Below are 20,622 nucleotides of genomic sequence, written 5' to 3'. Positions count from 1 at the left end.
AGGCGTTTCCGAGGGACGCGGGAAGGGAGCGTCCCTCGGCGTGTGTACGGCGCGGCAGTGCCGCAGAAAGTGTTTTGCGAGGTGATCGCCATGATGAACTATATCGCGATTGATTTTGAAACGGCGACGGGCAGCATGAACTCCGCCTGCAGCGTGGCTACCGTAGAGGTGCGGGACGGACAGCTAAAGGAAGGGTGGACGACGCTCATTCAGCCGCCCGGACTTCGCTTCGACAGCTTCAACATCGGCATCCACGGCATAAGCCCTAAGGATGTGGCAGATGCGCCGACCTTCGCCGAGGTCTGGGAAGAGCTGAAGGAGCGCCTTGCTGGCAAGATCGTCGTCGCGCACAATGCGTCCTTCGACATGGGTGTGCTCAAGGCATCGCTCCTTGCCAATCGCCTGCAGGCACCAGATTTTCGCACATGCTGCACCGTGCGTATCGCACGCAAGGTCTGGCCTGCTCTTGACGATCACAAACTCAACACCGTAGGCGTACACCTCAATATCAACTTCCGCCATCACCGCGCCTTGGACGATGCCAGAACGTGCGCCGCCATCCCGCTTTTTGCAGGAATGGAAACGGGCACCGACGACATAGAAGAGCTTGCGCAGAAAATCGGCGTAGGGATCGGCCATTTCGGCGTGTGAGATAAGGAATAAAAGAGGCAGCAACCGACCCTTTGTGAGTCGGTGCTGCCTCTTTTGATATGTGTTTGAAGTTTTTTCTTTGGTTTCAATAGTGCCCTTTGCAGGCTTTTACGATGATATTATCGCCTTCGACGGTGTATACGAGACGATTTTGTTCGTCGATGCGTCTGCTGAAATCGCCGCCGAGGTGCTTCAGCACTTCAGGCTTGCCAAGTCCGTTCAAGACGCCGTCGCGGTCGATGCTCTGCAGAAGTTGATTGATTTTTTTCAGCGTACGCTTGTCTTGCGTTTGCCAATAGAGATATTGTGCAAATGCGGGTTCTGTAAAGGTGATATTACTCATGTTCCATGGCCTTAAGCTCAGCAAACGTCTTCGTGATCGTGCGGCCTTCGCGAAGCGCTTGGTTGCTTTCTTCAAGCATCTTGAGGTAGGCGGTTCTTTCTCGCTGGTGAAGTTCGGCAATCAATTTGTTGATGCAGCTGTCAATCGTGATCTTGTTCGATCGTGCATAATCTTCCAGTATGCGGGCATTGGCATCATCAATCTGTATGGCAAGCGTGGTCATGGAAATCAAGCTCCTTTCCAGAGAATCTTTCGTTTTCTTGAGTATATCATTCTCCATTTCCTTGCGTCAAGCCGAGCGAGAAGAGCGATTCTTCCATGCTCCCTGCCTGAAATAAGGCGACGATTTGCGCCTTCTGCTTGACTTCATGGACGTTCACGGCGAACTACACGCACAAACGTCCACTTTGTGGACATAGTGCGCCGCCCTTACCAGAAACCTAGCCAATCAGCCTGCACCCTTTGGGTTTGACTTCTTGGGGTTTCACGGCGAACTACACGCACAAACGTCCACTTTGTGGACATAGTGCGCCGCCCTTACCAGAAACCTAGCCAATCAGCCTGCACCCTTTGGGTTTGACTTCTTGGGGTTTCGTGGTAGAATGAAAAGACCTTGAGGGGGATGATGTGGAAGCAGTCATCAAGGAAGCGCTGAATTTATCAGTGCTTTCTCAAATACCTCTCCCACTTGAAGATTGAAAAGAGGCTATAAAAATGGAAAGACAGAAGAGAGTCTTGGCGATTCATGATATTTCGGGCGTGGGGAAGTGCTCGCTGACGGTGGCTTTGCCGATCATATCGGCGGCGGGCGTCGAGTGCTCGGTGCTGCCGACGGCGGTCTTGTCGACGCATACGGGCGGCTTCACGGGCTTCACCTATCGTGACTTGACCGAGGACATCTCGCCGATGGTCGCGCATTGGCAGTCGCTTCGTCTGAAATTCGACGGCATCTACACGGGCTTTCTCGGCTCTTTCGAGCAGATCAAGCTTGTCGGCGATGCTTTCTCCGCCTTGGCGGACAAGGATACGCTGCTCGTCGTCGACCCTGTGATGGCGGACGGCGGCAAGCTTTATTCCATTTTCGACGAGACATTCCCGCCGGCGATGAAGGGGCTTTGCTCCAAGGCGGACATCATTCTGCCCAACATGACGGAGGCAGCGTTCATGCTCGGCGAGGACTACGCGGAAGGTCCCTACACGCGCGAGTATGTGGAAGGTTTGCTGCGCCGCCTGGCGAAGGCGATTCCCGTCAAGCATATCGTGCTGACGGGCGTCTATTTTGACGACAAGGAACTTGGCGCGGCGGTTTATGATGCGGCGGCGGACAATGTTTGCTATGTCCTCGGCAAGAACATTCCGGGCAGTTACCACGGCACGGGCGATGTGTTCGGCAGCGCCTTCGTCGGCGCGGCGGTCGGCGGCAAGCCGATCGCGGAGGCCGCACGCATCGCCGTCGACTATACGGTGGAGTGCATCGCCTGGACGAAGGAGGCGGGTACGGACATCCGCTACGGCGTCAACTTCGAGCGCTACCTCGGAGACTACAGCAGGAAACTCGGTCTTTGAGGCCGGATATATGCCGGAACGCGCATGTCGAAGGCTTGCAAGGGCGAAGGAACTGTGCTATAATGCCAGAGAAGTTTTAAGGAATTCCGCAGCTACGACGCCGATTTCTCCGACGACGCCGTGGCTGCAGGAGAAAAGAAAGACGCTTAGGAGGGCTTATTCATGCTGACACAGGAAGCAAAGCAGAAGATCATCGAGGAAAATGCCGTACACGAAGGCGACACGGGTTCGCCCGAGGTGCAGATCGCGCTCTTGACGGCGCGTATCGTCTACCTCACGGAGCATCTGAAAGAGCACAAGAAGGATCACCATTCGAGACGCGGTCTTTTGAAGATGGTCGGTCATCGCAGGAGGCTTCTGAGCTACCTCTACAACAGTGACATCGAGCGCTATCGCGCGATTATCGCAAAACTGAACTTGAGGAAGTAAGAGAGAGGCGGGGATTTTTCCCCGCCTTTTTTTGCATGTGGCAAGGATAATGCGTTTTTTTGTCGAATAAGGTCATGAATCAAAGAGTGAAAATTTAGGAGGAACTCAAATGCAGAGTTTTGAAATGCAGGTTGGAGGCCGTCCGCTGATCATCGAGCAGGGAAAGATGGCGAAGCAGGCGAACGGCTCCGTTCTTGTCCGTTACGGCGATACGGCAGTTCTCGTCGCGGCGACTGCGTCGGCAGAGCCGCGCGAGGGCATCGACTTCTTTCCGCTGACGGTTGACTTCGAAGAAAAGATGTACGCTGCCGGCAAGATTCCGGGCGGCTTCATCAAGCGCGAAGGCCGCCCGAGCGAATCGGCGATTCTTTGCAGCCGTCTCATCGACCGCCCGATCCGCCCGCTGTTTCCCGAGGGTTTCCGCAACGATGTGCAGATCATCGCGACGGTGCTCTGCGTCGACCAGGACAATGCTCCCGAGATCGCAGGCATGATCGGCGCTTCGTGCGCTCTTTGCGTCTCGGACATCCCGTTTGCCGGACCGATCGCAGGCGTCAAGGTCGGCCGCGTCGACGGCGAACTCGTCATCAATCCGACGGAGGCGCAGCGTGCAGTTTCCGACTTGAATCTGACGGTTGCCGGCTCGCACGACGCCGTCATGATGGTCGAGGCGGGAGCGAACGAGCTTCCCGAGGAAGTCATCCTCGAAGCGATCCTCTTCGGGCACAAGGAGATTCAGCGCATCGTCGAGTTCCAGCAGGAGATCGCCGCTGCCTGCGGCAAGGAGAAGCGCGAAGTCAAGCTCTTCCTCGCGCCGGAAGAACTCGATCGGGCGATTCGCGACTACGCTTCTTCGCGTCTCGACGAAGCTGTGCGCAATCCCGACAAGCTCGACCGCGACGAGCATATCGCCGCCATCGGCGCGGAGGTTCTGGAGCATTTCCTTGCGGACTATCCCGAGAACGCCAAGGAGATCGCCGCCGTCACGCACAAGATCGTCAAGGAGAGCGTGCGCCGCATGATCACGCACGAGAAGATCCGTCCCGACGGGCGTGCGCTCGATGAGGTGCGCCCCGTGAGCTGCGAGGTTGGCCTTTTGCCGCGCACGCACGGCTCGGGGCTTTTCACGCGCGGACAGACGCAGGTACTCACGATCACGACGCTCGGCTCCGTCGGCGACGAGCAGATCATCGACGGTCTCGGTCCCGAGCAGTCGAAGCACTACATTCATCAGTACAACTTCCCCGGCTACAGCGTCGGCGAGGCACGGCCTGCACGCGGTCCCGGCAGGCGCGAGATCGGTCACGGCGCTCTGGCGGAGCGTGCGCTCCTGCCCATGATTCCCTCGCTCGATGAGTTCCCCTATACGATCCGCCTCGTGTCGGAGGTCTTGGAGTCGAACGGCTCAAGCTCCATGGGAAGCGTCTGCGGCAGCACGCTCTCGCTGATGAACGCGGGCGTTCCGATCAAGCGTCCCGTGTCGGGCGTCGCCATGGGACTCGTCAAGGACGGTGACCACTATACGATCCTGACGGATATCCAGGGCATGGAGGACGCGCTCGGCGATATGGACTTCAAGGTCGCGGGCACGGAGAAGGGCGTGACGGCGATCCAGATGGACATCAAGATTGCCGGCATCACGCGCGACATTCTCCTTTCGGCGCTCTCGCAGGCGAAGCGCGGCCGCGCCTTCATCTTAGAGAAGATGCTCGCCGTCATCGACAAGCCGGCGGCCGATCTCTCGCCCTATGCGCCGCGCGTCACGGTCATGAAGATCCATGTCGACAAGATCCGCGAGGTCATCGGCTCGGGCGGCAAGACGATCAAGAAGATCATTGACGAGACGGGTGCGCAGATCGACATCCAGGAGGACGGCACGATCTTCATCGCGGCGGCGGACGGCGAGGGCGCAAAGAAGGCGCAGCAGATCATCGAGGATATCGTGCGCGATGTGGAGGTCGGCGCTGTTTACAAGGGCAAGGTCACGCGCATCATGAACTTCGGCGCCTTCGTTGAGATCCTGCCGGGCAAGGAGGGGCTTTGCCACATCTCCCAGCTTGCACGCCATCGTGTCGCTCAGGTCGAGGACGTCGTGCATGAAGGCGATGAGCTTGAAGTCAAGGTCGTCGAGATCGACAAGCAGGGACGTGTGAACCTCTCGCACAAGGTTCTTCTCTGACTATAGGAATCGAAGGCTCGCGCTGCTTGCTGCGGCGCGAGTCTTTTATTGAGACTCAATTCCTATTCTTGCACCGCGTGCTTTTCGCGCTTATTGTCTTTTCTCTTCTATGACGGTATAATGGAATGGGAAGTTTTATTGGGAAGCTTTCGGAAAGGATGAATTTCGATGATAGGCGATCTTCTGCGCAGGGAACGCGAGAGGCAGAATTTATCGATCAAGGATATTGAAAAGGCTACGAGCATACGCGCTTTATATATAGATGCAATCGAGAAAGGCGAATACAAGACATTGCCCGGCGAGGTCTATGCGAAGGGCTTTGTCCGCAATTATGCAAACTATTTGAAGCTTAATGCCAACGAGATTGTAAACGCTTTCAATGAAGAGATGCATCCGCAGGAAGAGATGCAAGTGGCGGGGTCTTCTTCTGCGGAAGAAGCGAGGCAGGAGCAGTCGTCAGAAAAGAACAGGGAAGAATACCGAGGGCCGAAGATCACCTCGCTTGAAAGTTATCCGATGGAGAAGAGCTCCCATGGCGTTCGCAATGCTCTGATGGTGGCGGTGGCCGTCTTCGTCGTTGCCTTCGCGGCGCTCATCGCCTTCGGCGGGGACGAAGAGCCGAGCGCTCCCGCGCCGCGTGCAAAGACGCAGACGCAGCAGGGGCAGAAGCCGGGACAGAAGCAGACGGAGGCCGCGCCGAAGGCGGCGGCTGACGGTGTAGAGGTGAAGCTCAGTTTCACCGATCGCTGCTGGACGGAAGTTGTCGTTGACGGCAAGACGGAGTTCGAGGGGACGGCTGAAAAGGGCAAGGTCTTGACGCTCAAGGGCAAGGACAAGGTGCGCATCACGGCGGGCAATGCCGGAGCGCTCAACTATTCTCTGAATGGCAAGGACATGGGCGCGATCGGGCAGAAGGGTGAAGTGGTGGAGAAGACCTTTACCAAAGAGAATACGGCGAAGTGATCGATGGTTGGAAGCGTGAAGGATTTTTTGCCGATGAGCCGGACGGACATGGAGGCAAGAGGCTGGGACGAGCTTGATTTCATCTTCGTTTCGGGCGACGCCTATGTCGACCATCCGGGCTTCGGCACTGCGATCATCTGCCGCGTGCTCGAAGCGCACGGCTATCGCGTCGGCATCATCGCCCAGCCCGATTGGCACAGTGCAAAAGATTTTCGACGTTTAGGCAAGCCTCGGCTTGCCTTTCTTGTATCGAGCGGCAATCTCGATTCCGTTCTCGCACGCTTCACGGCGGCGAAGAAACTGCGCCGGCAGGACGCCTATTCACCTGGCGGACGCATGAATTGCAGGCCTGAGCGCGCTGTCAGCGTCTATGTGAAGCGGTTGCGTGAGGCTTGGGGTGAGATTCCCGTCATCATCGGCGGCATCGAGGCGAGCCTGCGCCGCATGGCGCATTACGACTATTGGCGCGATGAGGTGCGCCCGTCCATCCTCTTAGAGAGCGGCGCAGACCTCTTGATCTACGGCATGGGAGAGAAGCAGATCGTCGAGATCGCCGCCGAACTTCATGCGGGCGTCGCGATCGAGAACGTGCAGGATGTGCGCGGTACCTGCTACCGCGTACCGAACCGCGACTATGTATGGGACTATGTGGAACTGCCGCCCTATGAGAAGGTCGCGAAGGACAAGGCGCAGTTTGCCGACGCCTTCCGCGTCGAATATCTGGAGCAGGACCCCCTGCGCGGGCGCAGGCTCATCCAGCAGAACGAAGAGATCTGCGTCGTGCAGAATCCTCCGGCGCTGCCCTTGACGACGGAAGAGATGGACGAGATCTACGAACTGCCGTATCGCTATACGTGGCATCCCGTATACGACAAGGCGGGCGGCGTGCCCGCCATCGCCGAGGTCAAGTTCAGCCTCGTCAGCCAGAGGGGCTGCTTCGGCGGCTGTCATTTCTGCGCCATCGTGTCGCATCAGGGGCGCATCATCCAGCATAGGAGCAAGGAGTCCCTGCTGCGCGAGGCGGAGCGGCTCATCGCCCTGCCCGATTTCAAGGGCTATATTCACGATGTCGGCGGGCCGACGGCGAACTTCTATGAGCCGTCGTGCAGAGCCCAGCTCGTGCGCGGGACGTGCCGCGGCAAGGCGTGTCTTTCGCCCTTGTGCGAGAACCTGCGAGCCGATCACAGAGAATACTTGGCTATCCTAGAGAGCCTTCGCACGCTGCCGGGCGTGAAGAAGGTCTTCATCCGCTCGGGCATTCGCTTCGACTACCTGCAGCAGGCGCACGATGATTTTCTGGAAGTGCTGTGCCGTCATCATATCAGCGGACAGCTGCGCATCGCGCCCGAGCATGTATCGAGGCGCGTCACGCGACTCATGGGAAAGCCCGGAAAATCCGTATACCTGCGCTTCGTCAAGGCGTTCGAGGAAATGAACCGAAAGCTCGGCAAGAAGCAGTACCTCGTGCCGTACTTCATGTCAAGCCACCCGGGCGCGCACCTCGAAGATGCCGTCGAGCTTGCGGAGTTCATCCATGAGCGCGGCTACCATCCCGAGCAGGTGCAGGACTTCATCCCGACGCCCGGCACGCTTTCGACCTGCATGTACCACACGGGAATCAATCCTCTGACAGGCGAGAAGGTCTATACGGCGAAAAAGGCGGAGGAGAAGAGGATGCAGCGCGCGCTTCTGCAATATTGGCTGCCCGAGAACGACGCCATCGTGCGCAAAGCGCTGCATCTGGCGGGCAGGAGCGACCTCATTGGCTACGGGAAGAAGTGTCTGCTGCGTCCGAAGCGGCGCGAGACGGTAGAAAAAACGAGAAGAAAACGAAGAAAAGAGAAGGGGATATAGATGCGTTGCCCATTTTGCAAGGAGGAGGACAGCCGCGTCGTCGACTCGCGTGCAGCTGACGACGGCAATACCATTCGCCGCCGCAGGGAGTGCACGTCGTGCGGCAAGCGCTTTACGACATACGAGACAGTGGAGAAGATTCCGCTGATGGTTATTAAAAATGACGGCAGGCGTGTCGTCTTCGACCGCAACAAGCTGCTGAACGGCCTCATACGCTCGTGCGACAAGCGCGACATTCCGACGGAGCGCATCGTCGCCCTGGCGGATGAGATCGAAAAGGAGCTTCGCAACACGATGGATCGCGAGGTCTACACGCGCGACATCGGCGAACTCGTGATGGAGAAGCTCAAGAACTTCGACGAGGTCGCCTACATCCGCTTCGCCTCGGTCTACCGCAAGTTTGCCGACATCAGCGGCTTCCGCGAGGAGTTGGAAGCGCTGCTCAGGGAGAAGAACCCGTCTTGAGCTGGAAGATCAAGCGGCGTCTGCGCGAGCAGTTGGAACGCGAGCAAGGCTATTTTTCGTTTCCGACGGGCACGCGGCGCGCCTTCGCGCTCGTATACCCGAATTCCTACTTCGTCGGCATGTCGAACCTCGGTCTGCACATCATCTACGACCTCTTGAACCGACGCGGCGACACGGCGTGCGAGCGCTTCTTCCTGCCGAGCGACGAGGAACAGCGCGAGCATGAGCGTACGGGCACGCCGCTTCTGAGCCTGGAGAACCAGCAGCCGCTCCATCGCTTCTCTTTGATCGGCTTTGCCGTCTCCTTCGAGATGGACTACTTCAACCTGCTGCGCATCCTGCAGCTCGGCAAGGTCAGACTTCTGGCGGCGGAGCGCGGCGAGCAGGACGCCATCGTCCTCGCGGGCGGCCCTTGCGCCACGTTCAACCCCGAGCCGTTGAGCCTCTTCGTCGACGCCTTCGTCATCGGCGAGGGCGAGGTCGTCATGCCGGCTCTGATGGACGCATACGACGCCGCCGTGCGGCAGGGTCTTTCGCGTGCCGAGCTTCTGCGCGCCCTCTCGAAGGTCGAGGGCGTCTACGTGCCCTCGCTCTACGCGCACGACTACGATGAGTCGGGCCGCCTGTGCGCCATTCGCCCTGCGGCGGGCGCTCCTTCGCGCGTCACGCGCCAATGGGTGCGCGATCTCGATGATTTTCCCGCGCACACCGTCGTCGTCACCGACGATACGGAATTCAACCTTTACCTCATCGAGACGGCGCGCGGCTGCGGCAGGCACTGTCGCTTCTGCATGGCGGGCTACTGCTTTCGACAGCCGCGCAACCGCTCGCTGAAGGTCTTGGAAAAGGAAGTCCAAGAGGCGAAGAAGTACGAAAAGCGCATCGGACTCATGGGAGCCGCCATCTCGGACTATCCCGAGATCGACGCTTTGTGCCGCGACATTCTGGCAGAAAATCTCGGCATGTCCGTCGCCTCCTTCCGCGCCGATTCCGTGACCGAGGAGCTTGTCGCGTCCCTTTCGAGGAGCGGGCTGCGCACGATCACACTCGCCCCCGAGGCGGGCAGCGTGCGCATGAGGAAGATCATCAACAAGGGCATCGAGGAGGAGCATCTGCGCCATACGGTCGATCTTGCTCTGCAGGCGGGCATCCGCCAATTCCGTCTCTACTTGATGATCGGTCTGCCCTACGAGGAGGAAGAGGACATCAAGGCCATCGTCGATATGACCGTGCGCCTGCATGAGCACATCCGGGCGAAGAAGGAGCATGCGCAGATCACCTTGAGCATCAATCCGTTCATCCCCAAGCCGTTCACGCCCTTCCAGTGGCTGCCGATGGCGGACGAGAAATGGGTCAAGGAGGCGATGAAGACGATCCGCAAGGGGCTGGCGCCCTACAGGAGCATCCGCATCATCGCCGAATCGCCCAAGAGCGCCTATGTGCAGGGCGTGCTCGCGCGCGGCGACCGCCGCGTCGCTCGCGCCCTGCACCGCGCCTTCCTCGCGGGCGGCGCGAAATCGTTCAAGCGTGCGCTGAAGGAAGAGGGGCTTTCCTTTGCGGATTTTCTGCAGGTGCGGCACGCAGAAGATGCGGTATTCCCGTGGGATGTGCTCGACATGGGATTTCCCAAGCAGTACCTCTACCGCGAACTGCAGAGGGCGGCGGCGCTGCAATATACGAAACCTTGCTTTTCGGGATGCACACGCTGCGGCGTTTGTGATACAATGGAGGAGAAACATGTTTCAGCTCAGACATAGCGGCGGCCTTTGGCGCGGCTCGTTCTCGCTCTTTCCCGAGGAGGGGCTGGCGCATGGCATTTCCACGCGCTTGGGCGGCGTCTCGAAGCCGCCGTTTGCCGCATTGAACATGGCGCTCCACGTCGGCGACTGTGCCGCGGACGTCTTGGAGAATCGTCGTCTCTTTGCTGAGACTCTGAGGCTTGACGCTGCGCGGATCGTCACGCCGCGCCAGGTGCACGGCGACGAAGTGCGCCTTGTCCGCGCCAGCGATGCGAGCATGGGCGCGAGCTGCTATGACGAGTCCGTGCCCGCCTGCGACGCCCTGATGACGGCGGAGTCGGGACTGCCCTTGCTGCTGTGCTTCGCCGACTGCGTGCCGCTCCTCTTCTTCGATCCTGTGCGCCGCGTCATTGCCGCCGCTCATGCGGGCTGGAAGGGGACGGTCGCCGAGATTGGGCGAAAGACCGTGCAGCGCATGGCCGAGACGTTCGGCTCGCGTCCGCAGGACATCCTCGCGGGCATCGGCCCCTCCATCGGCGCGTGCTGCTTCGAGGTCGGCGAGGAGGTCGCTGCGGCTTTTCGCGCGGCATTTCCTGAAGCGCCTGAGCTTCTTTCACACTCGCCCGAGGGAAAGCGGACGATCGACCTGTGGGCGGCCAACCGCCTGCAGCTCGAAGCGGCGGGACTCCTTCCCGCGCACATCGACAGCGCTGACGTATGCACGAAGTGCAATGCCGAACTCTTTTTTTCCTATCGCGAAGAGCACGGGACGACGGGACGCTTCGCCGCGTGGATCGCCTTGAAGTAGTTTGCAGGAGGTAAGCAAGTTGATCGAAGAGAATCTGCATGAAGTTTTGCGCTCCATCGAGGAGAGCAGGGCGAAGAGGACGATTGCCGACGCGAAAGAGCCTGTCCGCCTCGTGGCGGTGACGAAGAATCACGGCGTCGCCGAGATGCGCGAGGCGATCGCGCATGGCGTGACGGACATCGGCGAAAACCGCATACAGGAAGCGCGGAAGAAGTTCGAAACGCTTGAGCGCACGGCTGTATGGCATCTCATCGGTCACTTGCAGAAGAACAAGGCGAAGTACGCTGTGAAGCTCTTCGACCTCATTCATTCCGTTGACACCTTGGAGCTTGCCGAGGCATTGGACAAGGAAGCGGGCAAGATCGGCAAGCGGCAGGACGTCCTCGTGCAGGTCAACCTTGCCAAAGAAGCGTCGAAGTCCGGCATTTACGAAGAAGACTTGCAGCCCCTGCTCGAAGCTGTCGACGCACTGCCGCATCTGCGCCTTCGCGGTCTGATGTGCATAGCGCCCAACTACGACGAGGTCGAGGAGACGAGGCCGCTCTTTCGCTGCATGTATGAAATTTTTCAAAGGACGAAGGAGTTTCCGTGGAAAACGGCGAATATAAATTATTTGTCAATGGGTATGACACATGATTATCGGATCGCTGTGGAAGAAGGCGCCAATATCGTTCGTGTCGGCACGGCCATTTTCGGGCCACGTCAATATTGAGGAGGGAACAAGATGGGCTTCATTGATAAGGTGTGCGGAAAAATCGGCCTGATCGATCCGGAAGACATCAACGATAAAAGGGATTTGCGCGACGAAGACGACGATTTTGCAGAGTTTGACGAGATGGAGCGCGAGGAAACGCCGGCGTCGAACGTCGTGAACTTCCAAGCGGCAGCGGCGAACGCTGCGATGAACAATGTCGCTGCCTACAAGATGAAGGTCGTCGTCATCGAGCCGAAGTCCTTCGACGATGCGCAGCAGGTGGCGAACTGTCTGCGCGAGAAGCGCCCCGTCGTCATTAACTTTGAGAACACCATCGAGGAGGACGCTAAGCGCATCACGGACTTCATCAGCGGCACGATCTACGCGCTGAATGGCGAGATCAAGAAGGTCAGCAACAACGTCTTCTTCTGTGCGCCGAGCAACGTCAATATCTCCTATTCGGAGGACAAGAAGTCGGTGTCGACGGAGATGCCGTGGCTGAAGAAGTAGGGCGGCGGCGATGAAACTTGCATTGATCGGCGGCGGCATGATGGCGGAGGCCGTCATCGCCGGCGTCCTGCGCGAAGCAGTGCTTCCTGCGGAGGCGGTCTTCGTCTCCGAGCACAAGGCGGCGCGCGCCGAGGAATTGAAGGAAACGTACGGCGTGCAGGCGTTCTGCAGCGCGCAGTCGTTCCTCGGCGATATGGACGTCGTCATTCTCGCCGTCAAGCCGAATGCGGCGGAAGCGGCGCTCTTGGAAATTCGCGGGGCTTTGCGCTCGGATGCCGTCCTCGTGTCCATCGTGGCAGGATTGCCGCTTCCTAAACTCGAAGCGCTGCTTCCCGGTCAGCCCGTCGCCCGCGTCATGCCCAATACGCCGCTCGCCGTGGGCGAGGGCATGTCTGCCTACGCGCTCGGCTCGCGTGCGGGCGCAGCTCACGAGGAAGCGATTCGCACGATTCTCGCGGCGGCGGGAAAGGTCGTCTGCGTCAAGGAGTCCTTGATGGACGCCGTCACGGGGCTTTCGGGCAGCGGACCGGCCTTCGCCTTCCTCGTCATCGACGCGCTCGCGGACGGCGGCGTGGCGGCGGGGCTTTCGCGCAAGGACGCGCGTCTTTTGGCGGCGCAGACATTGCTCGGCTCCGCCAAGATGGCGCTCGATACGGGCAGGCATCCCGACGAGCTGCGCGATCAGGTCACGTCGCCTGCGGGCACGACCATCGCAGGACTGCGCGTCCTTGAGCAGCGTGCCGTGCGCGGCGCATTCCTTGACGCCGTCTTGAGCGCGGCGGAAAAATCGAAGTCTTTAGGGGAATAGGAGCACTATGTCGAATCGGGAAAAAATCCTGCGTTTCTATCGCGGCTCGGAAGGCGAAGAAACGGCAGTGAAATTAGTCGATGCCGCAGAAAAGGCGATGAAGAATCAAAAGTTCCGCCTGACGGTGTTCCTCGACCCCTTCGGGCAGGAAATCGCCGAGGTCGTGGCGGCGAACTTCGAAGGTCTCGCCGTCTCTTTCAACGGCGGCTATGCGGGGGCGGAGCGCCAGCGTGCCGTCTTTCAGCATGAAGATTTTCGCGGCACGCCCTCTTGGGAAATCGCCGTCGTGGAGGCGGTATGGAAGGATGCGTTCGCGCATATCTCGCATCGAGACGTTCTCGGCGCGATCATGGGGCTCGGCGTCGAGCGCGAGATCATCGGCGACATCCAGATTCAGCAGGGCACGGCGCGTATCGTCACGGCAGAGAACATGGCGGATTTCCTGCTGACGAACTGCGTGCAGTTCGGCGCAGCGCATGTGGCGTGCTCGCTCGGCGAACTTTCCGCCCTCCTGCCGCGCGAGGAGCGCTGCAAGGAGATTCGCGCGACGGTCGCCTCCCTGCGCGCCGACTCGATTGCGGCGGCGGGCTTCGGCATGTCGCGCAGCCGGGCTGCAGCGGACATCGCGGCGGAAAAGCTCAAGCTCAACTGGCAGTCCGTAAAGAGCGCCTCCCAAGCCGTCAAGGAGGGCGATGTGCTTTCCATGCGCGGCAGGGGACGGCTTGAAGTGAAGGAGATTCGCGGTCAGACGAAGAAGGGGCGCATCAGCGTGCTCCTGCACCGCTATCTGTGATGACGAAACGAGGTTTCTCTAAGAGAAAGGACTGAGGCGGTTCTCGTGCCGATTTTTTTGAGCATTTGCATCGTAGTCTTGGATCAAGTCGTGAAATTCCTTGTCGCCCATGAGATGTTTCCGGGAATGTCAATCCCCGTCATACAAGATGTCTTTCATATCACGTTCGTTTTGAATCCCGGCGCTGCCTTCGGCATCCTCGCCCATCAGCGCTCTTTTTTTATCGTCATGGGCATCGTCATCGTCATCTTGGGCGGCCTTTTCTCGCCCTACATCCGCCGCCAGTGCCGCATCTTTCGCTGCGGCACGGCACTCCTGCTCGGCGGCGCCCTGGGCAATCTGATCGACCGCGTGCGCTTCGGGCATGTCATCGACTTCTTTGATTTCCGTATATGGCCGGTCTTCAATATCGCGGACATCGCCATCGTCGTCGGCGTCGCGGCCATCATCTACGCCATCCTCTTCAAGATGCACCCTGCGGAGGACGCTTGACATGAAGGAACGGCTGATAGTCGACGAAGGGGCTGCGGGAGAACGTCTCGACCGCTTTCTCGCCAGCAGGGAACTGGAGGTTTCGCGCTCCCATATCCAAAAGCTGATCGAAAGCGGCTGCGTCCTCGTCAACGGTAGGACGGCGAAGGCGAACGCCAAGCTGCGCGAAGGGGATGCCGTGGAGATGGAACTTCCCGAAGCGCAGGAGTTGGAGATCCTGCCGGAAGACATCCCCTTGGACATCCTCTACGAGGATTCGGACGTCATCGTCATCAACAAGGCGCGCGGCATGGTTGTCCATCCGGCGGCGGGAGCAGCGGACGGCACGCTCGTCAATGCGCTGCTCCATCACTGCGAGGACTTGTCGGGCATCAACGGCGTCATACGGCCGGGCATCGTGCATCGGCTCGACAAGGATACGTCGGGCGTCATGATGGCGGCGAAGAACGATCGGGCGCATGTCGACCTCGCCGAGCAGATTCGGGAGAAGACGGCGCAGCGCATCTATCGGGCGATCGTCTGCGGCACGATTGCCGAGGACAGGGGCGAGATTCGTGCGCCGATCGGCCGCCATCCGACAGAGCGCAAGAAGATGGCGGTCGTGCCGGGCGGCAAGGAAGCGACGACGCTCTTTCGCGTCGTCGAGCGCTTCCCTGCGCACACGCTTGTCGAGTGCCGCTTGAAGACAGGGCGCACGCACCAGATTCGCGTCCACATGGCCTATATCGGCCATCCGCTGCTCGGCGATCCGAAATACGGCAGGAAGACGCCCGATATAGCGGGGCAGGCGCTTCATTCCTGCGAGCTTTCGTTCACGCATCCGCGCACGAAAGAGCGCATGACATTCGCGGCAGAAATGCCCGAGGATATGAAAGCGATCCTTGATGCCTTGCGGCGAGGGCGCTGAAGCGGCTGAACACATGGAGAAGGCAAGGCAGTTGATGGACGAAAACGCCATCGAAGGACAGAAAGGGGCGGGATGATATGGCGACCTTAGTCGACAAGACGGTTCTGATGGATGAAGATGCGATCCGCCGCGCACTCACGCGCATTTCGCACGAGATCGTGGAGAGGAACAAGGGCACGGCGGGAGTCGTCCTCGTCGGCATACGAAGCCGCGGCATTCCGCTCGCGGAGCGCATCGCGGCGGCGATTGAGAAGATTGAGGGTTCGAGGCCTGCCATCGGCGTCCTCGACATCACGCTGTACCGCGACGATCTCTCGACCCTCGCGTATCAGCCCGTCGTGCGCGAGACGGAGATTCCCGTCGACATCACGGGAAAGACCATCGTGCTCGTCGACGATGTGCTCTACACGGGGCGGACGATCCGCGCGGCGCTCGACGCTCTGATCGACATGGGGCGTCCGAAGAGCATCCAGCTCGCCGTCCTCATCGACCGAGGCCACAGGGAGCTGCCGATCCGCGCCGACTTCGTGGGAAAGAACGTGCCGACCTCCTCCAAGGAGGAGATTCGCGTCATGCTCGAAGAGCACGACAGAGAGGAGCGCGTCGTGCTTGCCGAGAGGCAGGAGGCGTGACATCTGCATACAAAAAAGAGAAGAGGCCGCAGCGTTTTCGCCTGCGGCCCCTTCTCTTTTTTGTATCGTATCGGTCACAGCATCGCCTTGTATCGCGCTTGTTCCTCATTTGCCGTACATGCGAGCGAGCGGATTGTCCTTGAAGATGTTTCCCTGCTCAATGTAGCGGTGCACCATCTTCTCCGATTTGTGGCGCGTCTGGCGCATGATGGTCAAGGCGTCGACATCGTGCTGCGCGGCGCTCGTCGCGAAGCCTCGGCGCAGGCTGTGCCCGGCAAAATCCTCCTCGCTGAGGCCGGCTTTTTTGATGTACTTCTTGACGATGAGCGCCACGGACTTGTCCGAAAGCTGCGTATCGCGCAGTTCATGATTGCGCTTGAAGGGGCGGAAGAGCGGCCCTTTTTTGATGCCGCTGAGGGAGAGCCACGCACGCAGCGCACGAACGGCGCAGATTTCCTTGTCGGGCGCATAGGGAATGCCAATATAGCTTCCCTTGCCGAGTTGGTCGCCCTTCGATTTGCCGATGAAGACGACCATGCCTTCGGCGGAGAAGCTGACATCCTCGACCGTGAGCGCGACGAGTTCCGAGCGGCGGAACGCTCCTGCAAAGCCGAGGAGGAGCAGCGCCTTGTCACGAATCGAGGCCTCGTCCGTGCCGAAGCCGTCGGCGATCAGATAGAGCGTCTCCAGGAGGATCGGCGCCTTGCCGTGCTGGAAAGTTCCCTTCTCCCTGCGGATGGCTGACATGGCGTTTCGCACGAGTCCCGAGTGGGCGGGATTGTCGCGCTTGTAGCCGGCGGCGATGTGGTTCTCCGAGATGGCGGTGACGCGGCGCGAGACCGTGTTCGCCTTCGCATTGTCCGCGAGGTCATTGATGTAGTTGACGATGGTCTCGGGCTCTGCGGGCAGGGAAGCAGTCTGGTGATGCTCGCACCAGTCGGCGAAATCGTTCCAATCGCTCGCGTATGATTTGATCGTATTGAACGATTTGCTCTTCTGCATGCGCCGCTTGCTCTTGGCGGAAAGTTTCTCGTTCTGCTCGACCTGCTGGTTCTTGGCGAGCAGGAAATCGTCGCGTACATCCATCACAAAACACCTCATGTGTCAAAATTCATTCAGCAGTATCACCATTATACAAGAATCTTGGATTTTTTCCAGATGGAAAAAGCGGATGCAGCTCGATGGCTTCGAGGTGCATCCGCTTTCTTTTCGGGAAAGTTCGTGAAGTCGGGCTTCTTCTCCCGCAGCGGCAGGCTTACTGTAGCGCCGTCTTCAGCGTTTCCATGTTCTTCTTCATGGTGTCGATGTAGGCGTTGAGCGCTTGCTCGTTCGCCTCGCCTGTGACGACGGGATCGAGCGTGTAGATCTTCGCGCCTGTCTCGCGCGCGATGGTTTCAGCGGCGCTTGGCGAGTACTGCGGCTCGGTGAAGAGAACCTTGACGGGCAGTTTCTTGACCTGTTCGATCGTCGCCTGCAGCTCGGCGGGCGTCGGCTCGGTGCCCGGCTCGCGCTCGACGACGCTGATGATGTTGAGGCCGAATTCCTTGGCGAAGTAGGGGAAGGCTTCGTGGAAGGTCACGATGTCCTTGTTCGGCACCGTGTCGAGTTCGGCGTGCATCTCGGCCTTGAGCGCTTCGAGTTTCTTGATGTAGGCGGCAGCGTTCTTCTCATAGGCGTCGGCGTGCTTGGGGTCGGCTGCCTTGAGCTGCTCGGCGATGTTCTTCACTTGCAGGATGGCGTCGGTGACGCTGAGCCAAACGTGCGGATTTTCCTCATCGTCGTCTTTCAGAAGCTCGATGCCCTTGGAGGCGTCGATGATCTTGAGGTTCTTCTGCTGCTCGACGACCTTGTCGAGGAAGCTCTCCATGCCTGCGCCGTTGATGACGAAGGCATCGGCCTTTTCGAGCGTCTTCATGTCCTCGGTCATGAGCTGGTAGTCGTGCAGGCAGCCTGTCTGCGGCTTCGTCATGTTGGTGACGGTCACGCCGTCGACGCCCTGCGTGATGTTGATGGTGGCGACGTACATGGGGTAGAAGGACGTGACGATGTGGAAAGATCCGTCCTTGCCGCCTCCCGCCGTGTTCGTGCTGCCGCATCCCGTGAGGAGCAGGCAGAGAGAGGCGAGAAGGCAAAAGAGCATGTTTTTGCGTTTCAAAATGATGACCTCCTGTGCATGGGGAAACGTCATGAACGATTTCCCGCGAGTAGTAATTTTACTATTTGATAGAATAGCACAGGAGATTTCATTTGACAAGCTTATTTTTTGTTGGAAAGAGGGATTCAAAGGCCTTTCTTTTCACGGCACTCTTGGCAGATGCCGTAGAATTCAAAGATGTGTCCCGTGATGAGGAAGCCTCTTGCTTCGGCTTCCTTCGTGTAGGCTTCCTGCATGGGACAGATGTCGATGCATTCCGTTTTGCCGCATTCCGTACAGACGAGGTGGTGATGGTGATGACCTGGCTCGACGATCTCGTAGACGTTTCCCGCTGCGCGGTAGATTTCGTGAATAACGCCGAGATTCGAGAGGAGCGCGAGGTTGCGATAGATCGTATCGAGGGAAACATTGGAATGCTTCTTGCGCACGGCGGCAAGAAGCTGCTGCGCCGTGGGGAAGGGATCGCATTCATGGAAGGCGTCGAGGACGGCGCGCCGCTGCGGGGTCAGTTTGTAGCCTTTGGAGCGCAGGAGTTCCAGATGATCTTCAGTCATGACATCCTCCTTTGTTCGAGGGTATACACGGTTTTTCTCATCATACCATAGGAAGGCGGAAAGGGATAGAGTGCGGAAGAAAGAATCGTTGGGCAGATGCTTTGTTCTGTGCGATAGAAACTTGATAATATGGAAATGAAATCGTACAGACGCTCAGAAAAGGGCGCACGTAACAGAGCCTTCCCAGAGAACCTCAAAAAGCTGGGAACAGGTACATCGACGGAGTTGGAATTAGATTTTCGTGTCTGTTTTCTGTTGTCAAGCGCAAACGATAACATCGTGATCTCATTGGTTGCATCCCTTCGCTGACAGCTGCTAAAATATACTATGGATATGCTTCTTTTTCCATGCTATAATGATTCCATGCTATAATGATTTCGTGAGATCTCTGTAATAAAAATGTGGACATGATGAGAACCCATGACTGGTAAGGGGAGCGTATATGTGGAAGAAGATTTTTGGCAAGTCCGCAACAAAGAAGAATGAAGTGACTCCTGTCGATATCGAGCGCTCGCGCCTGCCGCGCCATGTTGCCGTCATCATGGACGGCAACGGACGTTGGGCGAAGGGACAGGGATTCTTGCGCACAGTCGGTCATCGCGCGGGCGTAGATACGCTGCATGATATCTTGGATACGGCGATCGATTTGAAGCTGGAAGTTCTGACGGTCTATGCGTTTTCCACGGAAAACTGGAAGAGGCCGCATGACGAGGTCGACTTCCTCATGCGGCTCTTTTCTGAGTATCTCGATAAGGAAGAAAGAGAGATGCACGAGAAAAATGTGCGCATCCGCTTCATCGGACGCGTCGATGAATTGACGCCCGAGCTGATTCGGCGCGTGCGTCATGCCGAAGAACTGATGAAGAACAATACGGGCGTGCACTTCTGCGTCGCTGTCAACTACGGCGGGCAGGACGAGATTTGCCGCGTCGTGCAGGGGCTGGCTGAGAAGGTACAGGCGGGAGAGCTTTCGCCGGAGGAAATCACGCCAGAGCTTTTTCAGGCGTCGCTCGATACGAAGGAATTGCCGCCCGTTGACCTTGTCATCCGCACGAGCGGCGACATGCGCCTGAGCAATTTCCTGTTGTGGCAGGCGGCGTATGCGGAGTTCTGGTTCACGGAGACGAATTGGCCGGATTTCAAGCCTGAATGCTTCATGGAGGCACTTCGCGACTACGCGAGCCGCGAGCGGCGCTTTGGCGGAATTAAGGGGAAATAAAAAGATTGCTCCAACAAAGAGGTGCTTGATTTGCTTACAAGGATTATCACGGGCGTTGTCGGCATAGCGCTCGCAGCCTTCGTCATTATGCAGGGAGGCTGGCTCTATGCCGTTTTTGCCATCGCGCTTTCGTTTGCCGCATGGCATGAGTATGCGTCGGCGTTCGACCATCTGGGAATGCCGCTCGCGAGGCTCGTCGGCTTCGTCGCCATCTCGCTCTTCGGCACTGCCGCCTGGCTGTGGGGAAGCGCGTGGCTCGTCGCAATCGCGACGTTTGCTGTGCTCCTCGTTTTTGCCGAGGCTGTCTTTCGCCATGAGGCTTTTGCCGTCGATCAGGCTTGCTTTTCCATCGCGGGGATCGTCTATGTCGGCTTTTCTTTCGCGCATCTGATCCTGCTGCGCTTCCTGGCGCAGGATGTCGTTCTCGCAACGCCCGCCGGCGATATGACGCTTGGCTGCGCGTTCCTTTGGATCATGTTCCTCGGCACATGGTCGAGCGACACGTTCGCTTACTTCGCCGGCTCGTTCTTCGGCAGGCGTAAACTGTGCCCCGCAATCAGTCCGAAGAAGACGGTCGAAGGATTTCTTGGCGGCCTTGTCGGCACGACGGCAGTCGTCGCGGCGCTCGGCTGTGCTCTTGGCTTTTCCGTGCCGTTGATGGCGCTGCTCGGTGTGCTTCTCGCGCTCGTGGCAACGGTCGGCGATCTCGCCGAATCCGTCATCAAGCGCTATGCGGGCGTCAAGGATTCGGGGCGTCTCATCCCGGGGCACGGCGGCGTCCTCGACCGTTTTGACAGCGTGATGTTCACAGCGCCTTTCGTCTATTATTTTATTCAGGTCTTCGGCTTGGCAGGAGTTTGA

The 20,622-nt window shown here is 58.7% G+C and carries 23 protein-coding genes; 18 read left to right on the top strand and 5 right to left on the bottom strand.

Annotation, left to right across the window (positions count from 1 at the left end; translation table 11 throughout):
- Window positions 1–42: 42 nt before the first annotated feature.
- Entirely contained in the window at window positions 43–651 is a 609-nt protein-coding gene (locus OL236_RS06075) for a 3'-5' exonuclease (RefSeq protein WP_265071718.1), read from the top strand.
- 85 nt (window positions 652–736) lie between these two features.
- On the opposite strand, the gene OL236_RS06070 is transcribed toward OL236_RS06075, so the two are convergent.
- Window positions 737–994: a Txe/YoeB family addiction module toxin gene (locus OL236_RS06070; RefSeq protein WP_009645629.1), complete on the bottom strand. Its 258-nt coding sequence runs from the start codon at window positions 992–994 to the stop codon at window positions 737–739.
- A complete protein-coding gene (locus tag OL236_RS06065; RefSeq protein ID WP_264919271.1) occupies window positions 987–1,217 on the bottom strand; it encodes a hypothetical protein in 231 nt (76 codons plus the stop codon). Before OL236_RS06065 ends, OL236_RS06070 begins: the two co-directional genes overlap by 8 nt.
- 491 nt (window positions 1,218–1,708) lie before the next feature.
- On the opposite strand from OL236_RS06065, the gene OL236_RS06060 reads away from it, so the two are divergent.
- The 15 genes from OL236_RS06060 (at window position 1,709) to pyrR (ending at window position 15,833) form a co-directional block, all read left to right on the top strand.
- Window positions 1,709–2,560 carry a pyridoxamine kinase gene (locus tag OL236_RS06060; protein ID WP_265071717.1) on the top strand — a complete coding sequence of 284 codons (852 nt, stop codon included), beginning with the start codon at window positions 1,709–1,711 and terminating at the stop codon, window positions 2,558–2,560.
- 162 nt (window positions 2,561–2,722) lie between these two features.
- Window positions 2,723–2,989: a 30S ribosomal protein S15 gene (rpsO, locus tag OL236_RS06055; protein ID WP_006192940.1), complete on the top strand. Its 267-nt coding sequence runs from the start codon at window positions 2,723–2,725 to the stop codon at window positions 2,987–2,989.
- 109 nt (window positions 2,990–3,098) lie between these two features.
- Window positions 3,099–5,168 (top strand): polyribonucleotide nucleotidyltransferase, encoded by a 2,070-nt coding sequence (locus OL236_RS06050; RefSeq protein ID WP_009645713.1) that lies wholly within the window; start codon window positions 3,099–3,101, stop codon window positions 5,166–5,168.
- A 168-nt stretch (window positions 5,169–5,336) separates the two neighbouring features.
- Complete coding sequence (locus tag OL236_RS06045) at window positions 5,337–6,131, top strand: helix-turn-helix domain-containing protein (RefSeq protein ID WP_265071716.1); 795 nt, start codon at window positions 5,337–5,339, stop codon at window positions 6,129–6,131.
- A gap of 3 nt (window positions 6,132–6,134) precedes the next feature.
- On the top strand, window positions 6,135–7,985 hold the full coding sequence (locus tag OL236_RS06040; RefSeq protein WP_265071715.1) for a YgiQ family radical SAM protein: 1,851 nt from the start codon (window positions 6,135–6,137) through the stop codon (window positions 7,983–7,985).
- A complete protein-coding gene (gene nrdR / locus OL236_RS06035; protein ID WP_009645711.1) occupies window positions 7,986–8,450 on the top strand; it encodes a transcriptional regulator NrdR in 465 nt (154 codons plus the stop codon).
- Window positions 8,447–10,207 carry a TIGR03960 family B12-binding radical SAM protein gene (locus OL236_RS06030; protein WP_265071714.1) on the top strand — a complete coding sequence of 587 codons (1,761 nt, stop codon included), beginning with the start codon at window positions 8,447–8,449 and terminating at the stop codon, window positions 10,205–10,207. The genes nrdR and OL236_RS06030 overlap by 4 nt, the downstream gene beginning before the upstream one ends.
- The gene (gene pgeF, locus OL236_RS06025) at window positions 10,188–10,997 is read left to right on the top strand and encodes a peptidoglycan editing factor PgeF (RefSeq protein WP_265071713.1); all 810 of its coding nucleotides are present in this window, start codon (window positions 10,188–10,190) and stop codon (window positions 10,995–10,997) included. The genes OL236_RS06030 and pgeF overlap by 20 nt, the downstream gene beginning before the upstream one ends.
- A gap of 19 nt (window positions 10,998–11,016) precedes the next feature.
- Window positions 11,017–11,709, top strand: coding sequence for a YggS family pyridoxal phosphate-dependent enzyme (locus OL236_RS06020; RefSeq protein WP_265071712.1), 693 nt, complete (start codon window positions 11,017–11,019; stop codon window positions 11,707–11,709).
- A 12-nt stretch (window positions 11,710–11,721) separates the two neighbouring features.
- Window positions 11,722–12,201, top strand: a complete 480-nt coding sequence (locus OL236_RS06015; protein WP_265071711.1) for a cell division protein SepF — start codon at window positions 11,722–11,724, stop codon at window positions 12,199–12,201.
- Window positions 12,202–12,211: 10 nt separating this feature from the next.
- The gene (gene proC / locus OL236_RS06010) at window positions 12,212–13,009 is read left to right on the top strand and encodes a pyrroline-5-carboxylate reductase (protein ID WP_265071710.1); all 798 of its coding nucleotides are present in this window, start codon (window positions 12,212–12,214) and stop codon (window positions 13,007–13,009) included.
- 7 nt (window positions 13,010–13,016) lie between these two features.
- Complete coding sequence (locus OL236_RS06005) at window positions 13,017–13,802, top strand: RNA-binding protein (protein ID WP_265071709.1); 786 nt, start codon at window positions 13,017–13,019, stop codon at window positions 13,800–13,802.
- 45 nt (window positions 13,803–13,847) lie between these two features.
- Window positions 13,848–14,294, top strand: a complete 447-nt coding sequence (lspA, locus tag OL236_RS06000; RefSeq protein ID WP_009645640.1) for a signal peptidase II — start codon at window positions 13,848–13,850, stop codon at window positions 14,292–14,294.
- A 1-nt stretch (window position 14,295) separates the two neighbouring features.
- Entirely contained in the window at window positions 14,296–15,201 is a 906-nt protein-coding gene (locus OL236_RS05995; protein WP_265071708.1) for an RluA family pseudouridine synthase, read from the top strand.
- A 77-nt stretch (window positions 15,202–15,278) separates the two neighbouring features.
- Window positions 15,279–15,833: a bifunctional pyr operon transcriptional regulator/uracil phosphoribosyltransferase PyrR gene (pyrR, locus tag OL236_RS05990; RefSeq protein ID WP_265071707.1), complete on the top strand. Its 555-nt coding sequence runs from the start codon at window positions 15,279–15,281 to the stop codon at window positions 15,831–15,833.
- A 105-nt stretch (window positions 15,834–15,938) separates the two neighbouring features.
- On the opposite strand, the gene OL236_RS05985 is transcribed toward pyrR, so the two are convergent.
- From OL236_RS05985 to OL236_RS05975, 3 genes are all read right to left on the bottom strand, one after another.
- Complete coding sequence (locus OL236_RS05985) at window positions 15,939–16,919, bottom strand: site-specific integrase (RefSeq protein ID WP_009645647.1); 981 nt, start codon at window positions 16,917–16,919, stop codon at window positions 15,939–15,941.
- A 169-nt stretch (window positions 16,920–17,088) separates the two neighbouring features.
- Window positions 17,089–18,021: a metal ABC transporter substrate-binding protein gene (locus OL236_RS05980; RefSeq protein ID WP_265071706.1), complete on the bottom strand. Its 933-nt coding sequence runs from the start codon at window positions 18,019–18,021 to the stop codon at window positions 17,089–17,091.
- Between the two features lie 92 nt (window positions 18,022–18,113).
- Complete coding sequence (locus tag OL236_RS05975) at window positions 18,114–18,542, bottom strand: Fur family transcriptional regulator (protein WP_265071705.1); 429 nt, start codon at window positions 18,540–18,542, stop codon at window positions 18,114–18,116.
- Window positions 18,543–18,984: 442 nt separating this feature from the next.
- Here OL236_RS05975 and OL236_RS05970 point away from each other — a divergent pair, with 442 nt between their 5' ends.
- Window positions 18,985–19,761 (top strand): isoprenyl transferase, encoded by a 777-nt coding sequence (locus tag OL236_RS05970; RefSeq protein ID WP_265071704.1) that lies wholly within the window; start codon window positions 18,985–18,987, stop codon window positions 19,759–19,761.
- A 30-nt stretch (window positions 19,762–19,791) separates the two neighbouring features.
- Entirely contained in the window at window positions 19,792–20,622 is an 831-nt protein-coding gene (locus OL236_RS05965; protein ID WP_265071703.1) for a phosphatidate cytidylyltransferase, read from the top strand.

Source organism: Selenomonas sputigena (genome assembly GCF_026015965.1).
GTDB lineage: Bacteria > Bacillota > Negativicutes > Selenomonadales > Selenomonadaceae > Selenomonas.
Note: the sequence above shows the minus strand (reverse complement) of the source record. Positions and strands in the feature narration are given on the sequence as shown.